Source organism: Mesorhizobium sp. AA22, assembly GCF_001672375.2.
GTDB classification, from domain to species: Bacteria; Pseudomonadota; Alphaproteobacteria; order Rhizobiales; family Rhizobiaceae; genus Mesorhizobium; species Mesorhizobium wenxiniae.
This window is the reverse complement of sequence record NZ_CP048406.1, coordinates 107,001-126,267: the sequence shown is the minus strand read 5'-3', so window position 1 is coordinate 126,267 and position 19,267 is coordinate 107,001. Positions and strand designations below refer to the sequence as shown.

Below are 19,267 nucleotides of genomic sequence, written 5' to 3'. Positions count from 1 at the left end.
GCTTGGCCGAGATAAAAGGAATATTATTCGACAAGGACGGCACGCTTGTCGACTTCAACGCAACATGGCTCGGCGTTGCCGATTTCATGGCGATGGATGCGTCGGAGGGCGACCGCTGGAAGGCCGACAGGCTGCTTGCCGCGGCGGGCTACGATTTCGCCACCAAACGCTTCAAGCCCGACTCCATCTTTGCCTCCGGCACCAACATGGATGTCGTCGAGCTTTGGTTTCCGCGGCTGTCGGATGAAGACCAGATGCTTGCCGTCGCCCGCTTCAACGAGATCACCTCGGTGCAGGGTTCGGCGATGGCGGTGGCGCTGCCGGGCATCGTCGAAACGCTCGGCGTTCTTCACAGGAAATCCTACCGGCTCGGCGTCGCCACCAACGATTCGACCACTGGCGCGGAAAAGACATTGCTGACGCTGGGCGTCGCGCAGCTGTTCGACGGCGCCTATGGTTACGACGCGGTGGCCAATCCGAAACCGGCGCCGGATACGATCCTTGCCTTCTCGGACCTTACCGGCCTGAGGCCGACCGCGATCGCCATGGTCGGCGACAATCGCCACGATCTGGAGATGGCGCGGGCCGGCGGCTGCGGTCTGGCAATCGGCGTGCTCTCCGGCACCGGCACGCGGGAATCGCTATCGCAGATCGCCGACGTCATTCTGGATTCGGTTGCCGACCTGCCCGACTTTCTTTCGGCAAGGGTCAAGGAGACGACCTGAACTCGCAGGGCTACTCCGGCTCGAACGAGAAGATACCGCTCGGCTTCATCGCCGCGCCTTTTGCTTCGCCGACATCCGGCACGCGGTATTCGGCCAGCAGCCGAAGCCGCGAGCGGGGCAGGTAGGCCCGGCCCGGGTCGCCGATCAGCACATTGATGCGTGCGGCCAGGCAGCGGTCGAGGAAGGGGATGACCCGGTCGGCGAGATCTTGCCCGTAAAACAAGTCGCCGGCTGCCACGACATCCACCGGCGGCGGCGGACCAGCGGTGATGTCCTGGCCGACGATTGTGATTGCGACGCCGTTCGCCGCCGCATTGAGACCGAGCGCCGCGACGCCGTTGCGGTCGATCTCGGACGCGAGCACTTCGCGCGCTCCGGCCTTTGCCGCGGCGATGCCGACGAGGCCCGACCCGGCGCCGAGGTCGAGCACGCGAAGCCCGGCCACGGACTCCGGCCGATCGAGGATGTAGCGGGCAAGCACCGCGCCGCCGGCCCAGGCATAGGCCCAGTAAGGTGGCTGCGGCTCGGGCCCGTCCGCGTCGGCTTCGGTTCCTTCTTCTTCCGGCTCGGCTGTTTGTCCTTCTTGATGCGTGAGCCGCCACAGACCGCTCGCGGGATGCGATGCATAAAGCCGGATTTCGGGAAGCGCACGAACAGGGGCGATACGCATGTTCGCCTTGATGAATGTCAGCGGATCGTGACGGGAAAGCGTGTCCACCGTGTCATCGACAGTAAGGCAATCGCCCAAAATTATCCCTATCCCCTTAACGCCCGCCGCAGGATCTTGCCCACCGGCGTCTTCGGCAGTTCGGTCCGAAACTCGATGTATTTGGGCCGCTTGTAGCCGGTCAGGTTCTCGCGGCAATAGACGGTCAGCACCTCAGCGGTCAGCAACGGGTCCTTCTTGACGACGAACAGCTTCGGCACTTCGCCTGAATGCTCGTCCGGCACACCGATCGCCGCCACTTCGAGCACGCCCGGATGCAGGGCCACGACTTCCTCGAGTTCGTTCGGATAGACGTTGAAGCCGGACACCAGGATCATGTCCTTCTTGCGGTCGACGATCTTGGTGTAGCCGCGCTCGTCCATGAAGCCCATGTCGCCCGACTTGAAGAAACCATCCTTGGTCATCACCTTGGCGGTCTCGTCCGGCCGGTTCCAGTAGCCAGCCATCACTTGGGGTCCGCGTATGCAGATCTCGCCGACTTCGCCGAGCGGCAAATCGTTGCCGTCGTCGTCGCGGATGGCGATCTCGGTCGAGGGCAGCGGCAGGCCGATCGTGCCGGTGAAGGTGCCATTGCTGAATGTGTTGGCGGTGGCCACCGGCGAGGTTTCCGAAAGCCCGTAGCCCTCGGTGACCGGGCAGCCGGTCAACGCCTTCCAGCGTTCGGCAACACCCTTCTGCACCGCCATGCCGCCACCCAGCGTCAGGATCAGTGGCTTGAAGTCAAGCTTGCGGAAATCTTCATTGTTGAGCAGTGCGTTGAACAGCGTGTTGAGGCCTGGAAAGATGTGGATCGGATATTTGCCGAGTTGCTTGACGAAGCTGGGAATGTCGCGCGGATTGGGAATGAGTATGTTCTGGCCGCCGAGCTGCATGCCCATCAGTGCGTTCACCGTCAGCGCGAAGATATGGTAGAGCGGCAGCGCGCAGATGAAGTTGAGATGCGCCGGTTTCGGCTTGACCGTGAAGGCGTCCTCGATCCAGAGCGCGTTCTGCGCCACATTGGCCAGCACGTTGCTGTGCAGCAGTACCGCGCCCTTCGAGATGCCGGTGGTGCCGCCGGTATATTGCAGGAAGGCGACATCGTCGGCAGCGACCTTCACCGGCTTGAAATTCATGCCGGTGCCTGCTTTAAACGCGGCGTTGAACTTGACATGGCCCGGCAGCGACCAGGCCGGGACCATCTTCTTCACGCGGTGCACGACGAGATTGACGATCGTTCCTTTCAGGCCGCCAAGCATGTCGCCCATCGCCGCGACCACGACATGCTTGACAGCCGTTTTGGCGATCACCGCCTGCAAGGTGTTGGCGAAATTTTCGAGAATGACGATGGCTTGAGCGCCTGAATCCCTGAGCTGATGTTCCAGCTCGCGCGGCGTGTAGAGCGGGTTGATGTTAACCACGACATAGCCGGCACGCAGCACTGCCATCATCGCCACCGGATATTGCAGCACGTTCGGCATCATCACCGCCACGCGTGCGCCTTTCCGCAGTCCCGTAGACTGCAGATAGGCGGCGAAGGCGGCCGATTGCCGCTCGACTTCCGCATAGGTGATGGTCTTGCCCATGCAGGTGAAGGCCGGCCGGCTGGCATACTGCTTGCAGGCGTCGGCGAGCAGATCGCCGATGGAGCCGAAGGGCAGGGCGCCGATCTCAGCAGGAACGACCTTCGGGTAGCTCTTGAGCCAAGGCCTTTCAGGCGATCCGGCGCCAACTGCTTTCGGCAATCTCTCGGCCGGACCCGGCTTCGAAGTCGATGTCGGTGCCGCTTTCGGCTTGGCAACGGCTTTGGCCGCCGGCGCCTTTGGCTTGTCGGAGCTGGCCAGTTTTGCGGCAGTTTTGGCCCTCGCTTTCGCGGGGGCCGTTGTCCTTGGTGCTTTTGCCACCTGTCCCTCCCTCGGTTGTTCTTATTGTCTCTGCTTGCCCGCCGCGTTGCCTCCGAATGACAGAGACATCCTCCGCTGCTGCCGGCATCCAGGAAATCCAGCTTGCCATCTATGTATTGCGACTATCGGCAGCCGTGCAAGTCTGACCCTGCGGCAAGACTGGAAAGAAATCTTCCGCGCCAATGACAAGCCGATGGTCGCGGTTCCTCACCAACGCCGGGTTGAAGATCAATAAAAAAATGCAGTCGTTAATAATACCGTGATCGGCAGAAATTGACATTTCATTCTCGCTCTCGATGCTTCCGGAGAACCAAATTCTGCTTCCCATGGGTAGGGCAAACGGGGTGTTCCAAAGCCGGAAAAACGGTGCTTATATGCGCGCTTCGCGAGCCTGATAGAGGGGCTTGGAAGAACATCAGGGAGTCCTCCATGAAAAAGAAACTGACTTTTGCGGCCGCGTTGCTGGCCGCAAGCGTCCTCGGCGGCATGGCCAATGCGAAACAGCTGGTCTACTGCTCGGAGGCGTCGCCGGCCGGCTTCGACCCGTCGCCGTGGAGCGGTGGCAACGACTTCGACGCGTCGTCGCGCACCATCTATTCGCGCCTGGTCGAGTTCGAACACGGCAAGACCACCATCACCCCCGGCCTCGCCGAGAGCTGGACGGTTTCCGACGACGGTCTCGAATACACGTTCAAGCTTCGGCCGGGTGTTAAGTTCCAGACCACCGACTACTTCACGCCGACGCGCGATCTCAACGCCGACGACGTGATCTTCTCCTTCGAACGCCAGTGGAAGAAGGAAAACCCGTGGTTCGACTATCTGGCAGGCACCGGCTGGGAATATTTTGCCGGCATGGGCTTCCCGGATCTTCTCAAGGAAATCGTCAAGGTCGACGACCTGACGGTGAAATTCGTGCTGAACAAGCCTGAAGTCGCTTTCCTGCCGGACCTCGGCATGGATTTCGCTTCGATCGTCTCCAAGGAATATGCCGACCAACTCGACAAGGCCGGGACCAGGCAGCAATTCACCCAGAAGCCGATCGGCACCGGTCCGTTCCAGTTCGTCGACTACCAGGTCGATGCGGTCATCCGCTATGCGGCATGGGACGGCTACTATGGCGGCCGCCAGAAGATCGACGATCTGATCTTTGCCATCACGACTGATCCGGCCGTGCGCGCGCAGAAGCTGAAGGCGGGCGAATGCGATATCATGTCGTACCCGGCGCCGGCCGACATCGCCGGCCTGAAGGCCGACCCGAACCTCAAGGTCGACGAGCAGGAAGGCCTTAACATCGGCTACATGGCCTATAACACGACCCAGCCGCCCTTCGACAAGGTCGAGGTCCGCAAGGCCCTCAACATGGCCGTCAACAAGCAGGCCATTCTCGATGCGGTCTATCAGGGCGCTGGCCAGGCGGCCATAAACCCGATCCCGCCGACGATGTGGTCCTATAACAAGGACATCAAGGACGATCCGTACGATCCGGACGCGGCCAAGAAGATGCTGACTGATGCCGGCATCACGGATCTCTCGATGAAGATCTGGGCAATGCCCGTCAGCCGCCCATACAATCCGAACGCCCAAAGAGTAGCCGAACTGATTCAGGCCGACTACGCCAAAATCGGTGTGAAGGCCGAGATCGTCAGCTACGAATGGACCGAGTATCGCGAACGCGGCAAGGCCAAGGACCGCGACGGCGCCTTCCAGCTGGGCTGGACCGGCGACAATGGCGATCCGGACAACTTCCTGTTCCTGCTCGGCTGCGATGCCATCGGCCAGTCCAACTATGCGATCTGGTGCAACCAGGAGTTCGAAGCTCTGCTGCAGAAGGGCAAGGCAACTACTGACGTCGCCGAGCGCACCAAGATCTACGAGGAAGCTCAGGTCGTGTTCAAGCGTGAGGCCCCGTGGCTGACCATCGCCCATTCCAAGGTCTTCATGCCGATGAATAAGAAAGTTACCGGCTTCGTCATGGACCCGCTCGGCATTCATCGGTTCGACGGCGTCGACGTCACCGAATAACTCCTGAGAAATTGGACGGCGGCGCTGGACTTCCGGCGCCGCCGTTCTATGAAGTAAGATGCTCCGCTATCTCCTCCACAAGCTCGCCTTGATCGTCCCGACGGTGTTCGGCATATCGCTGGCGGCGTTCGCTTTCGTCCGTCTTCTGCCGGGCGATCCGATCCTGGCCCTGGCCGGCGAGCGCGGCGTCAGCCCCGAACGCTACGCCGAGCTTATCGAGCGGTTTGGCTACAACCGGCCTTATGTCATCCAGTATCTGGAGTATATCGGCAGGGTCCTGACCGGCGACTTCGGCATATCGCTTGCCACCAAGCGGCCTGTGCTCGGTGAATTCCAGGCGCTGTTTCCGGCGACGCTGGAACTGGCGACGATCGCGCTGATCATTGCCGTGCTCATCGGCATTCCCGCCGGTATCTTCGCCGCGGTCAAGCGCGGATCATGGTTCGACCAGGCGACGATGGGTGTGGCGCTGACCGGCTATTCGATGCCGATCTTCTGGTGGGGGCTGCTGCTCATCATCTTCTTCTCCGGCTATCTCGGCTGGACGCCGGTTTCCGGGCGCATCGGCCTTCAGTATTTCTTCAAGCCGACCACGGGGTTCATGCTGATCGACAGCCTGATCTCCGGCAAGAGCGGCGCTTTCAGGTCCGCGGCCAGTCATCTGGTCCTGCCGGCGATCGTGCTGGCGACGATTCCGCTCGCCGTTATAGCGCGGCAGACGCGGTCGGCGATGCTGGAGGTGCTGGGCGAAGACTATGTCCGCACCGCCCGCGCCAAGGGCCTGGCGCCGCGCCGCGTCATCGGGCTCCACGCTTTTCGCAATGCGCTGATCCCCGTCGTTACCACCATCGGCCTGCAGGTCGGCACGCTGATGGCCGGCGCCATCCTGACCGAAACGATCTTTTCGTGGCCCGGTATCGGCAAGTGGATGATCGACGCGATCGCCAAGCGCGACTATGTCGTCGTCCAGAGCGGCTTGCTGATCATCGCGCTAATTGTGATGGCGGTGAACCTGATCGTCGACGTGCTCTACGCCGTCATCAACCCACGTATCCGGGTGCAGTGAGATGACCGACCAAACCACGGCAGAAGCCACCGCCTCCGCCATTCCGACCGGCGGCCGTCAGCGCGCCTTCGCCGAGTTCTGGCATTACTACTCGATGAACACCGGCGCCGTCATCGGCCTGGTCGTGTTCGCGGCTCTGGTGCTGATCGCGATTTTCGCACCGCTGGTCGCGCCGCATTCGCCTGACGAACAGTTTCGCGATTCGCTGCTGACGCCCCCGGTCTGGCAGGAGGGCGGCAAATCGATGTTCCTGCTCGGCACCGACGCGGTCGGCCGCGACATGCTTTCGCGGCTGATTTTCGGCGCGCGGTTCTCGCTGTTCATCGGTCTGGTCGTCGTCGTTTTCTCGCTGACCAGCGGCATCGTCCTCGGCGTGCTCGCCGGCTATTTCCGCGGCTGGGTCGATACGCTGATCATGCGCATCATGGACGTCATTCTGGCCTTCCCGTCGCTGCTCCTCGCCCTGGTTCTGGTGGCGATCCTCGGACCCGGCCTGTTCAACGCCATGCTGGCGATTGCGCTGGTGCTGCAGCCGCATTTCGCGCGGCTCACGCGCGCGGCGGTGATGGCTGAAAAGAACCGCGAATATGTGATCTCCGCCAAGGTGGCCGGTGCCAGTCACCTCAGGCTGATGGTGAAGACGATCTTGCCGAACTGCATGGCACCTCTGATCGTGCAGGCGACGCTGTCCTTCTCCAACGCCATTCTCGAGGCCGCGGCTCTCGGCTTCCTCGGCGTCGGCGCGCAGCCGCCGACGCCGGAATGGGGCACGATGCTGGCCACGGCGCGCGAGTTCATCCTGCGCGCGCCATGGGTGGTGACCTTCCCCGGCCTTGCCATTCTAATCACGGTGCTTGCCATCAACCTGATCGGCGATGGCCTGCGCGATGCCTTTGACCCCAAGCTGAAGAGGTCGTGACCATGCCTCTTCTCGAAATCAAGAATCTCACGGTGTCCTTCGATACCGCTGCCGGACCTTTCATGGCCGTACAAGGCATCGACCTGTCGATCGAGCCGCGCGAAGTGCTGGCGATCGTCGGCGAATCCGGCTCCGGCAAATCGGTGGCGATGCTGGCGGTGATGGGGCTTCTGCCGAATACGGCCACGGTAAAGGCCGACCGCATGGCCTTCGACGGCATCGACCTGCTCGTGCTCAGTCCGTCCGAGCGCCGCAAGATCGTCGGCAAGGACATCTCGATGATCTTCCAGGAGCCGATCGCCAGCCTCAATCCGTGCTTCACCGCCGGCTTCCAGATCGAGGAGGTGCTGCGTTTCCACATGGGCATGGACCGCGCCCAGCGCCGGGCCCGCGCCATCGAGCTGATGAAGCTGGTCGGCATTGCCGATCCGGAAGAGCGGCTGAACTCGTTCCCGCACCAGATGTCGGGCGGCCAGTGCCAGCGCGTCATGATCGCCATCGCCATCGCCTGCAATCCGAAGCTGCTGATCGCCGACGAGCCGACCACCGCGCTCGATGTTACCATCCAGAAGCAGATCCTTGACCTTCTGGTTGGCCTGCAGGCCAAATATGGCATGGGACTGATCATGATCACCCACAATATGGGCGTCGTGGCCGAAACCGCCGACCGCGTCATCGTCCAGTACAAGGGCCGCAAGATGGAGGAGGCAGACGTGCTGTCGCTGTTCGAGCAGCCGAAGAGCAACTACACGCGCGCGCTGCTGTCGGCGCTGCCGGAAAATGCCGTCGGCGACCGGCTGCCGACCATTTCCGACATGCTGTTCGAACCGGCCCCCTCTGCTGCGGGAGCCGGGACTGCAACGGGAGCCGCGCCATGAGTGTGACGGTTCTCGAAGGCAAGAACATCGTGCGCGACTATCATGTCGGCGGCGGCCTGTTTCGTCCCTCGCGCACGGTGCATGCGGTCAAGGGCGTTTCCTTCAGCGTCGACAAGGGCAAGACGCTGGCCATCGTCGGCGAAAGCGGCTGCGGCAAGTCAACGCTCGCCCGCATCATCACCCTGATCGATCCGGCGACATCAGGTGAACTCTTCATCGACGGCAACAAGGTCGACATCGCCAAGGATGGCTTGACGAAGGAGATGCGCCGCAAGGTGCAGATCGTCTTCCAGAACCCTTATGGTTCGCTCAATCCGCGCCAGAAGATCGGCGACGTGCTGGGCGAGCCGCTGCTCATCAACACCGACAAGCCGGCCGCCGAACGGCGCGATCTCGCCATGAAGATGCTGAAGAAGGTCGGCCTCGGCCCCGAACACTACAACCGCTACCCCCACATGTTCTCGGGCGGCCAGCGCCAGCGCATCGCCATTGCCCGCGCGCTGATGCTCAATCCAAGCCTTTTGGTGCTCGACGAGCCGGTTTCGGCGCTCGATCTGTCGGTGCAGGCGCAGGTGCTCAACCTGCTCGCCGACCTGCAGGACGAATTCAAGCTGACCTATGTCTTCATCAGCCACGACCTGTCGGTGGTGCGCTACATCGCCGACGACGTGATGGTCATGTATTACGGCGAGGCGGTCGAATACGGTTCGCGCAACGAAGTCTTTGCCGACCCTAAGCACAGCTACACTAAGACGCTATTCGCGGCCACGCCGCGCGCCGACGTCGCCTCGATCAAGGCGAGGCTGGCGAAGAAGAAGGCGGCCTAGAGTCAAACTACTCTGAATGACCGAGTTTGACCCATTCGCGATCTTCAACAAGCAGAGCAGCAGGTCTGGATTAGGCGGGAAAAGCAGTCCTTGTTATGAACCGATCAATCTCAGGCCGGCAGCGGTTCGCGAAAGCGGCACCAGCCATCCGGGCTGATCTCGCCTGCGACGATCTCGCACGCGTTCGGCTTCAGGAAATGGGTGCACCTTGCCGCAGCGGCGCCTCTGATTTGGAGAATTCTGGTATGGCGCCACACTCTTCGGCGTGGTTCCGGCCCCTCGTGTCACAGGCGAACCCGTCATGTAAGAAGCGAGCCCATTGGCACTGGCAAAGGGAATACCGGATTCACGCCGAACCTCAGATCATATCGATTTCAGATACTCGATTAGATCGCTCTTTTCCCGATCGGTCAGATTGAGGCCGAGATGACTGTTGTAGTGCTCGAGCACGTCACCAAGCGTGGCGAACCGCCCATCGTGGTAAAACCCGCCTTTGTGGATCTTCTCGACGTCCCACAGGGCACGCAGCGGCGCGGTTCGGTACCTCTCGTCAGGAGAGCGCATCGCTTGGAAATCGTCGATCCCGATCTCCTCCGCCGTGTGCAGGTTCCAGCCCGGCTCCGTGAAGATTGGCGGGACATGGCAGGTGGCGCATCTGGCCTTCTCGTTGAACAGCGCCATCCCGTTCTCTGCAGCGGCAACGTCGAAGGAGCCTTCCGGCGGCTTTGGGGTTGGCAGAGAGAGCTGGTAGAAGTGGAGGGCGGGCAGCTTGGCAGTAATCCGGTCTTCGCTGTCCTGCTTGTGGCCTTGCTTCGTTCTGGCGGCGACCGGATACTTCTCGGCGTCGTCCAGCCGCGGATCGTAAAACACGCCTTTCCCATGCATTTCGAGATTGCCGACGTAGGCGTTCCAGTAGCTCACCGTCCCCCAGGAGCCGGTCCACGTGTGGTTGTTTACGCCCGCTAGCCCGAAGGCCGGCGGATTGAGCGTGGCGGCAGTCTTGCCGTCTGGCCGGAAGGCCTTGCCATCGAGATTCAGTTCCGCATCGAATTTTCCCGGCCCCCAAGCCTCTACTGCCTTCTTCACCTCCGCTTCGGGGATCTGCAGCATTTCTACAAAGGCGGTCAGATCCGGCGCCAAGGCCACGATCGCCCCTATATTGAGGTCTCGGTTGGGCCAGCCGTCGAGTCGGTGCCCGATGCCCGGCGCATATGAGTCGTCGACCGTCGAATGGCACACCGCGCACTGAATGCCGACGGAAGTCAGCGTCTTCCCGTCCTCGCCAAAAAAACCGGTTACTCCGACAACGGCGTTGGCTTTGAGCAGGAGAAGCGTGCTGGCCGGGTCCGCGAGATCGACTTCACCTTTGTCAAGTGCCTCGGCCACATCCTTCGGGATGGCGTTCACATCGACCTTCAGGCCGAGTTCGAGGGCTTTTTGCGGGCTGAGCCCTGGTCCTGCGCCACCTAGCTTATCGCCAGCGATCGCGTCGTGAAGCTTGAGCTTTCCACCCCAGAAATCCTCGCTGCCGAACGTATCGAAGCGGAATGTCTCGCGGCCTTCTTCAAGATACTGCTTAGCCTGGTCAGCGGCCGCGTCGTCATAATCCTTCCCGCTTGTCGATCCCTTCGCGCTCATTTGGGCAGCGGTCGGTATCAGAGTTGAGGAGAGCACGAGAACGGAAAAGCAGGCGATTACCTTAACACGCATGAGCATTGGCAGTCCTCCCTAATAGATTTGCCGGTCGGCAGCCTCCATGGTTGGCCGGATCCAACACAGATCTTCATCGGCGCTCTGCGGCCGATGAGCATTGGATGGTCCCAACTGTCAAAAGGTTCCCGACATCCCCGCTGCCCGCCGGAGGACCTCCGAGGAGCGATTAAAGATGAAGTCGGCACGACTCGCGCAACCCGTGCTCGGTCGCTCTGCCGCCTAGTGAGCCTGCAAATGCAGAAGACTAATTCCAAGCCGGTCGAGGACCGATTGCATGAGGCGGTCACAAGGCGCGCCCGCAAAGGGAAAGGTGTCGGTAAACACGGTGGCAAGCTTGTCCCGCAGCGTCTCACGCAGCAGCCGGCGCGCGCGATGCAGCCGAGTCTTCACGGTCTGAGGTCGCAAACCGAGAAGGAGGGCCGTCTCCTCGGTGCTCATTTCCTCGACATCGCGCATAACAAACACGATGCGAAAGTGCTCCGGAAGGTCACTGACCGCACGTTCCAGCAGGCGGCGGATCTCGGCGAGGGCGGATGCCTCCTCCGGGTCAGCGTTGTATGCGCTGAACGGAGCGGGCATGGCTTTGATCGCCTTTACGTCGACCGTCGGTCGCCTTTGCCGGCGGCGGCCCAGGGCCTCGTTCAGCGTGATCCGGGTGAGCCAGGTGGAGAGCTGTGCCTCCGCGCGGAATTCGGACAAATGCATGAAGGCGTGGATGTAGGTCTCCTGGAGCACGTCCTGCGCCTCGGTGTCGTCATCCAGGACGGCGCGAGCGATTCGATAGAGGCGCTGGTTGTGACGTTTTATGATCAACCAGAAAGCAGCCCCGTCGCGCTGTTGCGCGCGATCGACCAATGCCGCATCGTCGAGGTCTTCCACTCTCACTGCCTCGGTCGGTGCGATCGGCTTCGTCATGGTGCTCTCCAAGCGCTTCACCGGTACCTGTGGCGTGCGGGCCAGCTCAACGCGAGAGTGCCTGCCGAAGAGATGTTCGCGAGTCCTGCACGGCCCGTGCGCTGCCAAGACCAACTGTGGATGATGGCGCCGATTACTGAGAATTGTACATCCCTATCGCAATCGCATGCAGCGGCGGCGCGTGATCCGTGCATCGAACCTGAGACGATGGCTGCTATCGCCGAGAGGCGGAATGCAATGGAGTGCTGATGTGACGAGCGACCGCTTTGCGCCATAGCGGGTGTTCGGCCAGCTTCTCCGCAACGAGCTGACCTGGCGCGTTCCTGACGCCTCTCAGCCATTGGCGGCTGCAAGATGATCGAGTTTTGACCTGGAGCGTTTTGCAGCCAAGTGGAAGCAATCGCGCGGCTAAAAACAGATAGAGCAAAAGTTCAACCTAAATGCATCTCGCTCCAGACGCCGATCAAGACAGCTTTGCGATGATGGCGCGCAGCGCCTCGCCGAAGCGCCGGACTTCCCCGACCGTGTTGTAATGCACCAGCGAGGCGCGGATGGCGCCGCTGTCCATGCTGAGGTTCAGCCGCTTCATCAACCGCGGCGCATACATATGGCCGTCGCGGATGCCGATCTGCATCTCGGCCATCGCCTCGACGATCATTTGCGGCGGCAGCGTGCCGATGTTGAAGCAGAAGGTCGGCACCCGCTCGTTCAGGCGGGCTTCGTCGGCGACGCCATAGATCGTTGCGCCGCACTCCTTGAGCACGCCGAGCATTTCGCGCGCCAGCACCAGCTCATAGTCGCGGATGGCATTCATGCCGGCGACGAGGTTGTCGCGCCGCGACCGGTTGTTCTCGGCCAGGAAGTTGCGGCCGATCAGTTCCAGATATTGCACGGCCGCGTCCATGCCGGAGACGTTCTCGTAGATGAAGGTGCCGGCCTCGACCTTGTAGGGCGGCTCGTCGGGAATGAAATCCTCGCGGAAGGTCGGCAGGCGCTTCAGCGTCTCGAAGCGGCCCCACAGGAAGCCCATATGCGGCGAGAAATTCTTGTAGCCTGAGCAGACCAGATAGTCGCAATCCCAGGCCTGCACGTCGATCAGTCCGTGCGGCCCGTAATGCACGCAGTCGAGGAACACTTCGGCGCCGGCCGCATGCGCGATGTCAGCCACTGCAGCAACATCGACGATCGAACCGATCGAATGCGCGGTGACGGTGCAGGCGACAAGCCGGGTGCGGTCGGAGATAAGCGGGCGCAAATCGTCGACATGGAGATTGCCGTCGTCGCGCATCCGCCACCACTTGAACTTGGCGCCAGCGGGCGCCAGCGCCAGCCAGGTGGCGATGTTGGCGTCATGGTCCATGTCGGTGATGACGATCTCGTCGCGTTCTCCAAGCATCTGGCCGATGCCGAGGCTGACGAGGCGGATGAACGAGGTGGCGTTCATGCCGAAGCAGATTTCCGCTGGGCTATAGGCATTGATCAGCAGCGCCACGCTTTCGCGCGCATCGGCGATCGCCTGGTCGACGGCGACGCTGCGGCTATAGCGGCCGCCGCGCTGTACATTGTGCGCCACCAGATGGTCGGTCACGGCATCGAGCACGCTTTGCGGGATCTGCGCGCCGGCGGCATTGTCCATGAAGATGAAGTCGCCGGCCTGCTGCAGGGCTGGAAACATGGCGCGGATCGTGTCGACCGGGAAGATTGCGGAGACGTCGTTCGCATTGTGGGGCTGATGCTTGTTCAAGTTGGTCTCCTGCGAAGTGCCTGACAGATATGAAAATTGGCAGATGGAGAAGCTGGCGACGTCAGCGGGTTTTTTCGGTTTTGAAGCGGCGTTCCAGCAGGCTGACGAGACGGACCATCGGCCAGAGAAAGATGAGATAGACCAGCGCCGCGCCGATCAGCGGCGAGGGGTTGGCGTAGAGTGACTGCGCGTTGGTCGCTTCCTTCAGCAGTTCGGGCAGCGCCACTGTTGAGGCAAGCGATGTATCCTTGAACATCGAAACGCAGTTGCTGGTCATCGGCGGAATGACGACGCGGATCGCCTGTGGTAGCACCACCTTGCGCAAGGTCAGTAAAAACGGCAGGCCGAGTGCCTGCGCCGCCTCGAACTGGCCGCGCGGAATGCTTTCTATGCCGGAGCGGAACACCTCGGCCGAATAGGCTGCCATGATAATGGCGAACGCCGTCACCGCGGAGGTCCAGGATGACAGGCGTATGCCGAGGAACGGCAGCGCGTAATAGATCAGGATCAGCACGACAAGCACCGGCATCGCCCGGAAAATATCGATATAGCCGACCGCCAGCAGCCGCAGCGGCTTTGGCGCGTAGAGGCGCATCAGGCTGATCGCCAGGCCGACGGGGATACCGATGCCGATGCTCAACAGCCCGAGCAGCAGCGTGTTCAGGAAGCCGCGCAGCAACGCCGGCAGGCTGGAGATCATGACATCGGCGTTGAAGAAGGTCTCGAGCAGCGACATGGGGAGCATTCCCGAAAGATTTGGCGTCCCGCGACGCTAAAGCATGCTGCCGAAACCAGAAATCGGGTTTCGGAGCGGATCATGCGTGAAAGTCGAAGGGCTACGGCGTCCGTTGCACGTCCAGGAGGGCGCGCAACGCTGTCCGTGAAATCGTGCCGGTGTGGAAAGCCGGCTCGATTTCAGCCGCTGCCGCTCAGGCCTTCGGGATAGGCATTTCCTTGACGGTCGAAGAATCGGCGGGTGCGTCACTGCCGAACCACTTCTTGTGGATCGCGGCCAGCGTGCCGTCCTTCTTCATCGCCGTCAGTGCGTCGTTCAGCTTGCCGAGCAGCGGGTGGTCCTTGGCCATCATCAGGCCGTACTGCTCGCCAGTCTTGATACGCTCTTTTACGGCGAGGTCCTTCATCCTGGTGAAGGAATATTCCAGGCCTGGGATGTCGCTGACCGCGGCGTCGACGCGACCAGCGCTGAGATCGAGTAGCAGGTTCTGCTGCGTGTCGTAACCCTTCACCTCGCTGAACCCGCCGGCCTCCTGGTGCTGCTTGGTCCAGGCTTCCCCGGTCGAGCCGGACAGCACGCCGATGATCTTGCCCTTGAGGTCGGCCTCGGACTTGATCGGGCTGTCCGCCTTGGCGGCGATGCCCATGTCGGAATCATAGTAGGGCTGCGTGAACGCCTGCGACTTCAGCCGCTCCGGCGTGATCGTGATCGAGGAGATGGCAACGTCTATGCGCTTCGACGTGGTGGCGGCGAACAGGGCCTGAAATCCGAGATCGGCCATTTCCGTGGTCATGCCGATGCGCTTGGCCGCCTCGTTGACGATGTCGACTTCAAAGCCCTCGAAGGTGCCGCTTTCGTTCTTGTATTCGAAGGGCGGATTGGTCGGATAGGCGCCGACATTCAGCGTCTCTTGGGCATAGGCCGCAACCGGGCCGGCGGCAATGCCGATGGCGGCAGCGAGAAGAAGCAAATTACGGCGAGTGAAGCTCATTTTCGTTCCCTCTGGTTCGGCCACTCCCTGTGGCGCTTTTCACTTCCGCCCCTTTTCAGCGCCGTATTTCCGGACACTGCAGGCGAGGCGGCGCCTGAAGTCAGGATGCGCGGCGTTGTCGCGAGCCGATCAACTGCTGCAGACGCTCCAGCAGTGCGTCCACCGCGTCGTCTGTGGTGACCATGCCGGGCGACAGCCTGAGCGTCGCGCCGCGCGCGTCGCAGTAAAGTCGCTCACTGCGCAGCGCCGACACCGTTTTCACCGGGTCGACGCCTTGCGGCAAGGTCAGCATGACGCTGCCGCCGCGCTGGTCTGGATCGAGCGGCGTACGGAATACCCAGCCATTGTCCATCGCACAGCCGATGATGCGCTCGGTCATGCTGGCATTCTGTGAGCGGATGGCGTCGACGCTTGTCTCGGCGACCCATTCGAGGCCGGGCAGCGATGCGACGCTGGCCAGGATGGCCGGCGTGCCATGGTCGAAACGGCGCGCATCGCTTGCATAGGAAAAACTGTCGAGATCCCAGGAGAACGGGTTCGGTTGGCTAAACCATCCGCGAAGTTCCGGCCGGCAGGCGGACAGCAGATCGGACGTCACCTGCAGGATGCCGGCACCCGAAGTGCCGCACAGCCATTTCAGCGAGGTCGAGACGACGAAATCGACCGGCGTCTCGACAACCGAGAAGGGTGCGACGCCGACACCTTGCGTAATGTCGACACCGACGACGCTGCCCATCTCCCGGCCATGCTCGGCAAGCCGCGTCACGTCGCAGCGGTGTGAGGCCGTCGAGGTGACGAAGGTCAGCAAGGCCAGACCGACATCGTCCTGCCAGCGGGCGATGAAATCCTCGTCGCGCACCCAGCTCTCGCCAGGCCGCAGCGGCACGGTGTCGAGCACGAAGTTGAAGCGCTCGGCAAGTCCGGCAAGCAGGAAGTGCAGGCTCGGAAAACAGTCGGCCGCGACCAGCAGGCGCTTTCCCGCCAGACGCTCGGACGGCAGGCCGCCGATCAGACTATAAAGCGCTGACGTGACGTTCTCGGCGGTGGTCAGGGTGCCTTGCGGGGCATCGATCAGCCGGCCCCAGGCATCGACGAAGCGCTGCCGCGCGGCAAGGGCCGCCGGCCACTGGCCGTCATCTTCCGCCGACCAGACGCCCGAGAATTCCGACAGGGCAGCAGCCATGCGCTCCGCCTTGCCGGGAAACGTCCCGATCGAATGGTAGAGAAAATAACCAGACACGACGCTTTGGCTCCCTTGTGATCATGTGATCACAAAACCGAATACGGATCAATCGCTGCCCGCGAAGAAATGTGATTCATCGGGAAAATCGGGGGCGATTTTTTCCGACCGCGAGTGGTCGCGAATCGGCACTTTCCGGCGTCAATTTGGCGTTCAATCCGCAGCGGAGCTTCAGGAGGCCTTGCCGAACCCGGCGAACTCGACCGGCCTGGTTTCCGGCACGTCTGGGCAGATTGCGCGCAGCGTCTCCTGCGTCGTCCTGATGTCTTCAATCACCTCTTCGCGGGCGCGGGCAAAATCGCGATCCTTCAATGCTGCGATGATCGCAGTGTGCCGCCCGGACGGCTCCATCGTGCCGGCGCGCATCAAGGGCGCGACATGGTTGGACAACAGCCGCATATAGGGGCCGAAGCGCAGCCACAGCGTCTCGATCAACTGAAACAGCACGTCGGAGCCGGAGGCGCGGTAGATGGTGAAATGGAACTGCTGGTTCTTGGCGATCAGTTCGTAGATGCTGCCGTTCAGCCCGATCGCCTTCTGGTCGGCGGTGATCCTCTGCAATGTGGCTATCTCGGAAGCGCTCAGGCGCGGCGCCCCGAGCTCGGCCGCCAGCCCTTCGACGGTGACGCGCGCCCGGCAGAGATCGTCGAGCCGCGCGCGGGTGACGACCGGCACGCAGGCCGAGCCGTTCTGCGATATCTCCAGCGCGTTCTCGGCGGCGAGCCGCCGCAAGGCCTCACGCACCGGCATGTTCGAGGTGCCGAAGGCTTCGGCCAGCGAGGCGATGGTCAGCACCTGGGCCGGATCGAAGCTGCCGACCATCAGGGCATGCCGAAGCTGCTGGTAGACACCATCCTGGACGGTCACACGTCCCGATACCGGTTCAAATCCCAGAGCCACGGTTTCGCTTTTCTCCCGACAGAAGCTATGTACGGTCATTGCCCAACCGAAGCAGGCATGATCATCTGATCACAAGATGCGCGTTAAGCCAAGCCGTCTAGATGGCACGCTGGGGGCAATCGCTCTCAGCCTCCCCCCTCTTCCGTGAAGAAACTGGGAGAAAAGGGCGCCAGCGTGTGGCTCTCCCTTCTCGCCTTGTGAGAGAAGGTGGCCGAGCGAAGCTCGGACGGATGAAGGGTGTTCCAGCTTGGCGTCGACCGCGCTCCGTCCAACACCCCTCAACCGTCTCGGCGCTACGCGCCGATCCACCTTCTCTGCAAAGGCCTCACAAGGGGAGAACGGAAGCACGCCTCGCCTCAGTCCGGGATCACCGCCGTGGCCTGGATCTCCACCTTGGCGCGATCCTCGACCAGCGCCATCACCTGCATAGCGGCCATGGCCGGAAAATGTCGTCCGATGACCTCGCGATAGGCCTCGCCGATACCCCTGAGGTTGGCCAGATACTCGGCCTTGTCGGTAAAGTACCAGGTCATCGAGGTGATATACTCAGGCTTGGCGCCGGCCTCGGCGAGCACCGCGACGATGTTGGTAAGCGTCTGCCGCACCTGGCCGACAAAATCATCGGTTTCGAATTGGCCTTGGCCGGTCCAGCCGACCTGGCCGCCGATGAAGATCAGCTGCCCGCGCGCGGCGACGCCATTGGCGTAACCGATTGGTTTCGCCCAGCCTTCCGGCTGCAGGATGGTGTGCATATCAAGCCTCCCGATACTCAAATCCGGTCGCAGTGTTCAAAATTCGAAACCAGCAATTTTCTGTCGCAAGCTCGGTCTCAGGCCGCTCCCATCACTTGCCTGGCGATGACCAACTTCTGCACGTCGGATGCGCCCTCATAGATGCGCAGCGCGCGGATCTCGCGATAGAGGCTTTCGATGATGTGGCCCTTACGCACGCCGTCACCACCATGCAGCTGCACGGCCTTGTCGATCACCTCTTGCGCCTTGTCGGTGGCGAACAGCTTGGCCATCGCCGCTTCGCGGGTGACACGGGCGGCGCCCATGTCCTTGGTCCAGGCGGCGCGGTAGACCAGCAGGGCTGCGGTATCGACATCAAGCGCCATGTCGGCGATGTGGCCCTGCACCATTTGCAGCTCGGCCATCGCAGCGCCGAACAGTTTGCGCTCGGCCACTCTTGTGATGCTTTCGTCCAGCGCGCGCCGGGCAAAGCCGAGTGCCGCCGCGCCGACCGTCGAGCGGAACACGTCGAGCACCGACATGGCGAGACGGAAACCGTCGCCTGGCTTGCCGATCAATGCCGAGCCCGGAACGCGGACATTGTCGAAGAACAGGCGTGCAAGCGGATGCGGCGCGATCACCTCCAGCCGCTCGGCGATTGTCAGGCCCTCGGTGTCTGCAGGCACGATGAAGGCGGAAAGCCCCTTGGCGCCGGGCGCCTCGCCTGTGCGAGCGAAAACGACGTAGAGATCGGCAATGCCGCCATTGGAAATCCAGGTCTTTTCGCCTGACAGAACATAGTCGTCGCCGTCGCGCGCGGCCGTCATCTCCATATTGGCGACGTCAGATCCGGAGCGTGGCTCCGACAGCGCGAACGCGGAAATCGCTTCGCCGGCGCGTGTCTTCGCCAGCCAGCGCTGCTGGTCGGGCGTTCCGAACAGGCTGAGCGCCCCGGTGCCGAGCCCTTGCATGGCGAAGACGAAGTCGGCCAGTCCGTCATGCCGGGCCAGCGTCTCACGCGTAATGCACAGCGTGCGCACGTCAAGCGGCCCGGGGTTTGCGATGTCGAGCGCCGTCGGTTTCAACCAGCCGTCTTGGCCGAGCTTCGCCACAAGCGCGCGGCAGGCGGCATCGACATCGTCCTGCGCGACCGGCAGGTTTCTTCCGCACCAGGCGTCCAGCCGCTCGGCAAGCTCGCGATGGCGATCCTCAAAGAACGGCCAGTTGAGGAAGGAGCGGTCAGGCATGGG

17 protein-coding genes are annotated in these 19,267 nt (G+C 62.2%); 6 read left to right on the top strand and 11 right to left on the bottom strand.

Features of this window, described 5'->3' with window-relative positions; all coding sequences use genetic code 11:
• Positions 1-2 precede the first annotated feature (2 nt).
• Entirely contained in the window at positions 3-725 is a 723-nt protein-coding gene (locus A9K68_RS00590; RefSeq protein ID WP_065005966.1) for an HAD family hydrolase, read from the top strand.
• A 10-nt stretch (positions 726-735) separates the two neighbouring features.
• Here A9K68_RS00590 and A9K68_RS00585 read toward each other — a convergent pair whose 3' ends face one another.
• Positions 736-1,395, bottom strand: a complete 660-nt coding sequence (locus tag A9K68_RS00585; RefSeq protein WP_082982109.1) for a 50S ribosomal protein L11 methyltransferase — start codon at positions 1,393-1,395, stop codon at positions 736-738.
• A gap of 86 nt (positions 1,396-1,481) precedes the next feature.
• On the bottom strand, positions 1,482-3,335 hold the full coding sequence (locus A9K68_RS00580) for a long-chain fatty acid--CoA ligase (protein ID WP_065005964.1): 1,854 nt from the start codon (positions 3,333-3,335) through the stop codon (positions 1,482-1,484).
• A gap of 429 nt (positions 3,336-3,764) precedes the next feature.
• Here A9K68_RS00580 and A9K68_RS00575 point away from each other — a divergent pair, with 429 nt between their 5' ends.
• Genes A9K68_RS00575 through A9K68_RS00555 form a run of 5 tightly spaced genes read left to right on the top strand, consistent with a single transcriptional unit; the run spans position 3,765 to position 9,047 of the window.
• Positions 3,765-5,357 carry an ABC transporter substrate-binding protein gene (locus A9K68_RS00575; RefSeq protein WP_065005962.1) on the top strand — a complete coding sequence of 531 codons (1,593 nt, stop codon included), beginning with the start codon at positions 3,765-3,767 and terminating at the stop codon, positions 5,355-5,357.
• Positions 5,358-5,415: 58 nt separating this feature from the next.
• Complete coding sequence (locus A9K68_RS00570; RefSeq protein ID WP_065005961.1) at positions 5,416-6,423, top strand: ABC transporter permease subunit; 1,008 nt, start codon at positions 5,416-5,418, stop codon at positions 6,421-6,423.
• 1 nt (position 6,424) lies between these two features.
• Entirely contained in the window at positions 6,425-7,342 is a 918-nt protein-coding gene (locus tag A9K68_RS00565) for an ABC transporter permease subunit (protein WP_065005960.1), read from the top strand.
• Positions 7,343-7,344: 2 nt separating this feature from the next.
• Positions 7,345-8,220 (top strand): ABC transporter ATP-binding protein, encoded by an 876-nt coding sequence (locus tag A9K68_RS00560; RefSeq protein WP_065005959.1) that lies wholly within the window; start codon positions 7,345-7,347, stop codon positions 8,218-8,220.
• Positions 8,217-9,047: a dipeptide ABC transporter ATP-binding protein gene (locus tag A9K68_RS00555; RefSeq protein ID WP_065005958.1), complete on the top strand. Its 831-nt coding sequence runs from the start codon at positions 8,217-8,219 to the stop codon at positions 9,045-9,047. Before A9K68_RS00560 ends, A9K68_RS00555 begins: the two co-directional genes overlap by 4 nt.
• Positions 9,048-9,410: 363 nt before the next feature.
• On the opposite strand, the gene A9K68_RS00550 is transcribed toward A9K68_RS00555, so the two are convergent.
• From A9K68_RS00550 to A9K68_RS00510, 9 genes are all read right to left on the bottom strand, one after another.
• A complete protein-coding gene (locus tag A9K68_RS00550) occupies positions 9,411-10,685 on the bottom strand; it encodes a hypothetical protein (RefSeq protein WP_246811272.1) in 1,275 nt (424 codons plus the stop codon).
• Positions 10,686-10,979: 294 nt separating this feature from the next.
• Positions 10,980-11,675 carry an RNA polymerase sigma factor gene (locus A9K68_RS00545; RefSeq protein ID WP_065006137.1) on the bottom strand — a complete coding sequence of 232 codons (696 nt, stop codon included), beginning with the start codon at positions 11,673-11,675 and terminating at the stop codon, positions 10,980-10,982.
• A 463-nt stretch (positions 11,676-12,138) separates the two neighbouring features.
• Positions 12,139-13,419 carry a cysteine desulfurase-like protein gene (locus A9K68_RS00540; RefSeq protein WP_065005956.1) on the bottom strand — a complete coding sequence of 427 codons (1,281 nt, stop codon included), beginning with the start codon at positions 13,417-13,419 and terminating at the stop codon, positions 12,139-12,141.
• 61 nt (positions 13,420-13,480) lie between these two features.
• Complete coding sequence (locus A9K68_RS00535; RefSeq protein WP_065005955.1) at positions 13,481-14,155, bottom strand: amino acid ABC transporter permease; 675 nt, start codon at positions 14,153-14,155, stop codon at positions 13,481-13,483.
• Positions 14,156-14,348: 193 nt separating this feature from the next.
• Positions 14,349-15,146 (bottom strand): ABC transporter substrate-binding protein, encoded by a 798-nt coding sequence (locus A9K68_RS00530; protein ID WP_065005954.1) that lies wholly within the window; start codon positions 15,144-15,146, stop codon positions 14,349-14,351.
• Positions 15,147-15,246: 100 nt separating this feature from the next.
• Positions 15,247-16,386 (bottom strand): aminotransferase class V-fold PLP-dependent enzyme, encoded by a 1,140-nt coding sequence (locus A9K68_RS00525; RefSeq protein ID WP_065005953.1) that lies wholly within the window; start codon positions 16,384-16,386, stop codon positions 15,247-15,249.
• Between the two features lie 171 nt (positions 16,387-16,557).
• A complete protein-coding gene (locus A9K68_RS00520; protein ID WP_082982108.1) occupies positions 16,558-17,286 on the bottom strand; it encodes a GntR family transcriptional regulator in 729 nt (242 codons plus the stop codon).
• A 356-nt stretch (positions 17,287-17,642) separates the two neighbouring features.
• A complete protein-coding gene (locus A9K68_RS00515) occupies positions 17,643-18,038 on the bottom strand; it encodes a RidA family protein (RefSeq protein ID WP_065005951.1) in 396 nt (131 codons plus the stop codon).
• A 77-nt stretch (positions 18,039-18,115) separates the two neighbouring features.
• Positions 18,116-19,264 carry an acyl-CoA dehydrogenase family protein gene (locus tag A9K68_RS00510; RefSeq protein ID WP_065005950.1) on the bottom strand — a complete coding sequence of 383 codons (1,149 nt, stop codon included), beginning with the start codon at positions 19,262-19,264 and terminating at the stop codon, positions 18,116-18,118.
• Between the last annotated feature and the right edge of the window lie 3 nt (positions 19,265-19,267).